We start from the raw sequence: 7,223 nt of genomic DNA on the forward strand, positions 1-7,223 counted from the left end.
TGCGCTCGGCGTTCCAAAATGGAAGGCATATGAGTGGGGTAATACCCGAAAGGGTTATTGGAGGATCGCACAAAGTCCAATACTACACAAAACCCTTGGCAATTCCTTCTGGAATCGCCAAGGGCTTCTAAGTCTTATCGTTAGGTATGAAAGTCTTCGTCAATCATCTTGATTGAACCGCCGTATACCGATCGGTACGTACGGTGGTGTGAGAGGTCGGGGATTAATCATCCCCTCCTACTCGATTCCGGCAGCAGAATACTCCATGGATGGGTCTTCGACGAAAGTTTCACACATGATCGAAACGATCTTTAAAGGGTGGTGTTCGGGGAAGGGACTTGACCTCCAGCCATTACGGATTTTCTTGGTACAAATCACCATGAGTGAAATTCAGAAGAATCAAGGTCCAGGAACGATTCAATCTTTTTCATTTTTCTTAGGATCAAATCGTGCAGATAGTTCTTGTATTTTTGATCTTCTGCCCCATCATGTTCCTTAAGGAGAATTTTCAAATGCTCAAGATGCTCCTTTAATGTTTTTTCATCAGTGTCTGAGCCGCCTGACTGAACTTTCCGAAGAATGACATCGACTAATTTATCGTGAGTAGCTTCAATCGACTTGGTTCCTTGCCTGGCATAGATCGCGCCGTACCGCAATTCCCCCCTTGTCACAATAGAAGTGTAAGGAACGTACCTTGGATCATAATCAATGAGGAGGACTTGGAATCGTTTAAGGCTCATAAATGGATGAGTGTTTTCAGGGAAAATGAAGTCTTCCGTTCGATAACGCAAATATTTAGGCAGCAGATGTTGTAATTTATTGTCAACATCTGCTTTATCAAGAAATTCTTCATCCGTCAATCCTTTTAAATCGACTGATCCATCATCAAATTGCATCACCCCGATGATGATACATCCGCCTCCTGTATTGGATATGGCTAGGATATGTTTAGCCATCTTGGTGAATTCGATCCAATCGGACTTGAAATCCACATAATCTGTTTCGCCTGTATTATGAAGTAACAGATCCTTCAATGTTTCATGAGAAGGATTCTTCAGGAAATCTCTTAACTTGAACGGAACAATCTTCTCATAATACATGAATATTCCCACCTTTTAATGATTCTACAAAGTACCAATACAACGGTACATATCCATCATCTGCATACTACATTCTATGCATGAAAAAAGTGGATAACGCTCTTTAAGCTAATAATTCTTCCTTTCATGGTGTCATCCATTCGTGATCTCCGTTGTGTTCCTCTTCACTTTCTAATAAAATAGTAAGGGATTAATGGAAAGGAAGATTACATGAAAAAAGATGTCTATATATTATCCGGATTTCTTGGAAGTGGAAAAACGACTTTACTTAAACAATTACTGAAATCTTTAAAGGATCATGATAAAAAACCGGCTGTACTGATGAATGAATTAGGAAGTGTATCCATCGATAGCGATGCGGTGGATGGTGACACAGCATTACGTGAACTTCTTGATGGATGTATTTGCTGTACCATTTCAGAGAAATTGGAGTCACAGCTTCAGGAACTTCTACTAAACGAAGACTTTGATGTACTGGTAATCGAAACAACGGGTGCTGCACATCCAGTTGAGGTGGTCGATTCTATCCTCTCCCCTCTATTTGCCGATCGTTTTGAGTTCAGAGGGATCGTCACAATAGTGGATGGCCTTCAATGGCGTAATAGAGGCGACTTCAGTCCGGCGGTCTTACATTTGATGAGAGAACAAATCCGCCATGCCCAGTTTATTATAGCGAATAAAATGGACTTGCTTACTGAAATGGAACAGGGGACATTTTCATACGAACTGCAGCAAATCAATCAAAATGCCAAGGTATATTTAACGAATTATTCTCAAGTGTCCATGAAAGATATTCTATCTTTAAGTGCAAAACAAGAGGCAATATCATACGACCGTGCCTCCATTGGGGAACATCTGACCCTGCAGGCGGTCGTCTATACGTTCAGCGGTAAAGTAAATGGAGAAGCCTTTGAAGAATGGGTGAAAACCCAGCCTGAATCCATATATAGAATGAAGGGGTATGTTCCATTGCAGGGAAGGAACTATCCAACGTTGTTTCAGTACTCCTACGGCATGCCGCTCTTTATGCCCGGAGATATGAAATACCCTACCAACTTCGTCATAATCGGAGAAAATTTACATAAAGAAGAAATAGTACAGTCTTTACAGAAGATTGACCTGACGGAGTAATTCTAAGGGGGCGGGGAGAGATCTTTCCAATATTTTTTGTAAATTGGCCTCTTTATAGTTGAGGTGATCCATAAGGATCGTTCTTCTTTCTAAATGGGGATTCGAAATCATAATGGTAAAAACAAGTTTAAACCATTGACAATCTCGAATAAAATGTATATTATTTAATAGTTAACTTAGTGAAGTATTTATTGAGTGTAGGAAAGGTCGATTTTTAGTGGGAAAAGAATTGTTCGAGCTAGAAGGACTGTTTAGGTCCGTTTTTAGAATGATGAAATCTGATATTCGAACCATCTTTGGAGAATTCATTTCAAATGGGGAATTCCGGGTGCTTCAACTCATCAGGGAAAATGGTACACTGAAATCCTCGGAAATTTCAAAGCGAATGGAAGTCTCCGCAAGTCACATTACGTCCATTACAGATACACTAGTTGAAAAAGGCTATATTACAAGACAGCGATCCAGTGAAGATCGTAGAGTCGTAGAGTTGGCCATTACTCCTCAAGGTGTGGAAGTACTGGCACAATGTGAAGAGAAGAAGTCGCACTATTTTCAGCAGTTATTCCAAACCTTTGAAAAAGACGAGATCGAGCACCTGATCGAACTGTTTGAGAAACTGTTGAGTTCATCCGTTCGTAAGTAATAACATTTTTCAAGATAATGTCCTGTAAATGTCACTGTTCTGCTTCAGAAACAGAGTTGTTCAGCCATATATTTAACAGGAATGCAAAAGGGTTGACCTTTAGAGTGGTCATCCCTTCTATTATGCTCATTTACTTAAGTTGGTTAATTATTCATACTATAAATATTGAGGGAGACAGACAATATGGAGCATTTAGAACATCGAAAAAAAGTACTGATCATGATTGCGATCATGTCAGCCATGTTATTCGCCGCATTGAATCAAACCATTGTGGGGACCGCATTGCCTAAAATCATTTCTGAAATCGGAGGTATGGATTATTATAGCTGGGTATTCACCATCTTTATGTTAACCAGCTCCGTAACCGCCATATTGGTCGGTAAATTATCTGATATGTATGGAAGGAAGCCATTTATCTTACTTGGAATTGGCGTCTTCATGATTGGTTCTTTCCTTAACGGACTTTCCACCTCCATTATACAGTTAATCATCTTCAGAGGGATTCAAGGCTTCGGCGCCGGGATGATCATGTCCACAGCTTTTACTGCTGTCGGGGATTTATTCTCTCCCCGCGAAAGAGGGAAATGGCAGGGACTGATGAGCAGTGTGTTTGGTTTAGCCAGTGTATTCGGTCCGACACTCGGGGGCTGGATCGTTGATAATGCCGATTGGCATTGGGTGTTCTGGGTATTTCTTCCAGTAGGATTCATCGCATTCGGAATGATTTACAAAATGTTTCCTTCCCAGGAACCAAATAGAGGCCTGAAAGTGGATTACCTGGGATCCATCATGCTAACTTTAACGATCATTCCGTTATTACTTGCCTTTACGTGGGGTGGAAACGATTATGAGTGGGTTTCCCTTCAGATCATTGGGCTACTGACCCTTTCGGTTGTAGCGTTGGTACTATTTATCATAACGGAAAAAAGAGCAAGTAATCCTGTACTTCCACTGCAATTGTTTAAAAATCAGATCTTCACCCTTTCAAATATCATTGGATTCATTCTCGGAGCCGGTATGTTCGGGGCCATTATGTATATGCCGTTCTTCATTCAAGGCGTAATGGGTACATCCGCGACTAAATCCGGGCTTGTGATGATGCCCATGACATTGAGTATGGTATTTGCCAGTACGATCGGGGGACAAATCATTACGAAGACAGGGAAATATAAGTTTCTGGCACTCATCGGTCTGTTCATCATGAGTACGGGTATGATTCTGTTATCCTTCATGGATACGGATACGACAAACGCCAGAGCCTTGATGAATATCATTATAGTAGGAACGGGACTTGGACTGAGTTTCCCTGTCTTTACGCTGACGGTTCAAAACGCAGTGCAGCATAAATTCCTTGGAGTTGCCACCGCTGCAACACAGTTGTTCAGACAAATCGGCGGAACAATAGGGGTAGCAATTATGGGAACCGTGATGAATTCTTCCATGACTTCAAAGATGACAGAGAAAATGTCTTCGGTAAAAGACTCTCCATTACTGACCGATCCTGAAACGGCTGGAGTCATGAAGCAGCTTCAAGACCCTCAGAACATCATGAACGGTGGGAAATTAAAAGAGCTTCAATCCACATTGCCACAAGAATTCCAGGGGATCTATGCATCCATCCTGGAAGGTGTAAGAGAATCATTGAGTTATGCGTTAACGAACGTCTTCTTTATTGGAGCCATGATTCTCCTTGTTGGATTTGTTTTAACCTTCTTTATGAAAGAGATCCCATTAAGGATGTCAAATAAAGACGCTACAGAGGAAGAAAAGGAAACGAAGCTTAAAGAAGCTTCAAATCACTAAAATCCATTAGATAAAAGAGGGTAACCGTATCTGCTATAGTAGCAGGCATGGTTACCCTCTTTCTGATTATGACATTGTGCTTTCTCCAAATTTCTTAAAGGTCATTTCATCCTCCACCAAGCCGCAAGCCGCACATTGAACCTTTAATTGGGGTCCGTTGTAAGCGAGGTGAAATGGCTCGATTTGATCTTGCTCATAATTCTGAACGACTTCTCCTGAAGCAGGATCAAGTTTCACACTCTGAGGTACTTGTTGTATAATATTGAACCGGGTTCGATTCGTTTTACAGCTGGGACAGCGATAGGGTGTAGTCATTGATATCACCTTTCTTCGTTTTTCTTAGTATGGTTAAAGAATAAAGATTTTATGTGAAGGATGATGGAATATGTCAGTAGTATTCAACGATTTGCTCATATCATACAGACAAATATGGAAAAACAGGATGTTAATGGAGGATGACTTTTCAGCTGAACAGGTTTTGAAAGAAGCCATTAAACGTGAACTGGAGGATGCCAATAGTCACCCCAGGGTTCGCAAGTCCATTGAAGTTAAATATTTTACATCAACTAAAAGAATTACTGAGTCCACCCTAACCAATGATGATAAAGTCGCATTAATCCAGTTACATATCGAAATGGCAGATGGATTAATGAAAGAGCGGAATCTTTAATATTTAACCTTATTCATGAAAAAAAGTACGTATGAGCAGTAAGCTTTTATTTATACCTGTATAGGTATACAATGAAATGAGAATAATGAAAAGGATGATGCCAGTATGCCTCTACTACCATTATTATTAGTCGGTCTGCTCTCATATATGATGTACTATCGATATTTTCCCGTACGAACAAAACAATGGAATGCTCTTGATGTGACCTCACGACATGTAGTAGTCGATGTCAGGGATTATCAGGATTCGTCCAAAGGAGATTGTGAAGAGGTCATAGCATTGCCTTGTGGATACATTAGAAGATATTCAAGTGATATTCCTGAAGGGCCCGTCGTTGTGATGGGAAGCAACCCTGTTGAGTGTAATGTGGGCGTGAGACAATTGAAACGCCTCGGTTTTGATGTGGCTGGATATCTGCTCATCGGAGCTGACAAAAAATGCAATGAATACCTTTCTTTGGGTTGAAATCCCTTTTGTTTTGAAATGATACTGTAACATCCGTTACATTGGGTGAGCTGCTAAAAACCTGTCAAGAATCAGATACCGGTAATAATTAGTTGCCGCATCCAATTCATTCAGCTGTTGGAAATGTAAGTAAATTATTTAAAAATGCGTTTTTTCCTACTAGAATCAGTGGTTACTATCTTCCTATAAGGAAATTGTCTTTCAAAATAGAACAATTGATTGCTAGTTACCAAGTTCTCCCGTAAATGTAACAAAAACAGGGTGGTATGATGAATGTGCAGCAAAGAAAAACACATTCACTAAGGAGGAATTCATTTTTATGAACAAGAAAATGATGGTTTCAGCAGCAACAGCATTAACATTATTAGCAACTCCATTCGCAGCAGGTAAAGCCGACGCTGCAGCACCGTGTCCAGCACAAGATAAGGTTGCTCAAAAAGTGAACGCCTTTAATTATAATGGAAATCAAGAAGATCTTAACAAATTTGTTCAAGATGTTCTATCAAAATACCAAATCGACGGTAAGAATATTAATGTTCAAGAATTATTGAATGGACAGGCTCCAAAAGCAGAGGCTGCGGCACCAGCGCCAGCTAAGGAAGCACCAAAAGCGGAAGCTCCTGCACCGGCAGAAGCACCAAAAGCAGAAGCACCTGCACCTAAGTCAGAAGCGCCAGCGCAAGCTCCAGCTTCAAATGAGCAAACACAAAAATCAGAGCAAGCAAGTGAACAATCTGGTCAATTAAGTCAGTTTGAACAAAAAGTAGTGGAATTGACTAACCAGGAACGTGCAAAACAAGGACTTCCAGCTCTTAAAGTAGATGCAGAATTAAGCAAGGTAGCACGTGAGAAGTCCCGTGATATGCAAGCGAATAACTACTTCTCTCATACAAGCCCTACGTATGGTTCACCTTTCGACATGATGAAACAGTTTGGTATTGAGTACAGCTCTGCAGGTGAAAACATCGCTATGGGTCAACAGACTCCTGAAGAAGTGGTACAGGCATGGATGAATAGTGAAGGTCACCGTAAAAATATCATGAGCTCAAACTACACTCACATCGGTGTGGGATATGTAGAAAACGGTAACTACTGGACTCAACAATTCATCGGTAAGTAATTTCACGAACAAGAGCAGTCTCTCTTTGGAGAGGCTGTTTTTTTGGTTCTATAATATTTGTTGGGGTTCTTACACAATTAGAAGACATAAAAAATGCACGTAATCGCCCAGTCTTTTATACTTGAATTGTCGAGAAACAAGTAAAGATTGGAGATACGTGCATAATGAATTCTACCATAATGTTGCCTGGTTTTGAAGAAGTAAACATCATGAAAATGGAGGAAGTGGATGAGCGACTTTGTTTACATATAGAGCTTCCTCTTATCTCACACAAATGTCCAGAATGTGCGG

The 7,223-nt window shown here is 40.5% G+C and carries 8 protein-coding genes and 1 pseudogene; 7 read left to right on the top strand and 2 right to left on the bottom strand.

The genetic code is table 11. The annotated features are described in order from the left end of the window. Window positions 1–172, top strand: a pseudogene (locus AM506_RS23240) (group II intron reverse transcriptase/maturase); the annotation flags it as partial. Between the two features lie 202 nt (window positions 173–374). Here the strand turns inward: AM506_RS23240 and AM506_RS21350 are convergent. Continuing rightward, window positions 375–1,100 carry an AlbA family DNA-binding domain-containing protein gene (locus AM506_RS21350; protein ID WP_060675109.1) on the bottom strand — a complete coding sequence of 242 codons (726 nt, stop codon included), beginning with the start codon at window positions 1,098–1,100 and terminating at the stop codon, window positions 375–377. Between the two features lie 210 nt (window positions 1,101–1,310). On the opposite strand from AM506_RS21350, the gene AM506_RS21355 reads away from it, so the two are divergent. From AM506_RS21355 to AM506_RS21365, 3 genes are all read left to right on the top strand, one after another. Further along, a complete protein-coding gene (locus AM506_RS21355; RefSeq protein WP_060675110.1) occupies window positions 1,311–2,231 on the top strand; it encodes a CobW family GTP-binding protein in 921 nt (306 codons plus the stop codon). A gap of 268 nt (window positions 2,232–2,499) precedes the next feature. Further along, a complete protein-coding gene (locus AM506_RS21360; RefSeq protein ID WP_060675122.1) occupies window positions 2,500–2,874 on the top strand; it encodes a MarR family winged helix-turn-helix transcriptional regulator in 375 nt (124 codons plus the stop codon). Between the two features lie 183 nt (window positions 2,875–3,057). Further along, a complete protein-coding gene (locus AM506_RS21365; protein ID WP_060675112.1) occupies window positions 3,058–4,677 on the top strand; it encodes an MDR family MFS transporter in 1,620 nt (539 codons plus the stop codon). A gap of 66 nt (window positions 4,678–4,743) precedes the next feature. Here the strand turns inward: AM506_RS21365 and AM506_RS21370 are convergent, their stop codons facing one another. Then, window positions 4,744–4,992 carry a hypothetical protein gene (locus tag AM506_RS21370; RefSeq protein WP_060675114.1) on the bottom strand — a complete coding sequence of 83 codons (249 nt, stop codon included), beginning with the start codon at window positions 4,990–4,992 and terminating at the stop codon, window positions 4,744–4,746. A gap of 70 nt (window positions 4,993–5,062) precedes the next feature. Between AM506_RS21370 and AM506_RS21375 the strand changes: the two genes are divergently transcribed. The 3 genes from AM506_RS21375 (at window position 5,063) to AM506_RS21385 (ending at window position 6,932) form a co-directional block, all read left to right on the top strand. Beyond that, window positions 5,063–5,347: a hypothetical protein gene (locus AM506_RS21375; protein WP_060675116.1), complete on the top strand. Its 285-nt coding sequence runs from the start codon at window positions 5,063–5,065 to the stop codon at window positions 5,345–5,347. 105 nt (window positions 5,348–5,452) lie between these two features. Beyond that, window positions 5,453–5,812 (top strand): hypothetical protein, encoded by a 360-nt coding sequence (locus AM506_RS21380; protein WP_060675118.1) that lies wholly within the window; start codon window positions 5,453–5,455, stop codon window positions 5,810–5,812. 319 nt (window positions 5,813–6,131) lie between these two features. Then, window positions 6,132–6,932, top strand: coding sequence for a CAP domain-containing protein (locus AM506_RS21385; RefSeq protein ID WP_060675120.1), 801 nt, complete (start codon window positions 6,132–6,134; stop codon window positions 6,930–6,932). Window positions 6,933–7,223: the final 291 nt, after the last annotated feature.

It is taken from the genome of Rossellomorea vietnamensis (assembly GCF_001305855.1).
In the GTDB taxonomy this organism is placed as follows: domain Bacteria; phylum Bacillota; class Bacilli; order Bacillales; family Bacillaceae_B; genus Rossellomorea; species Rossellomorea vietnamensis_A.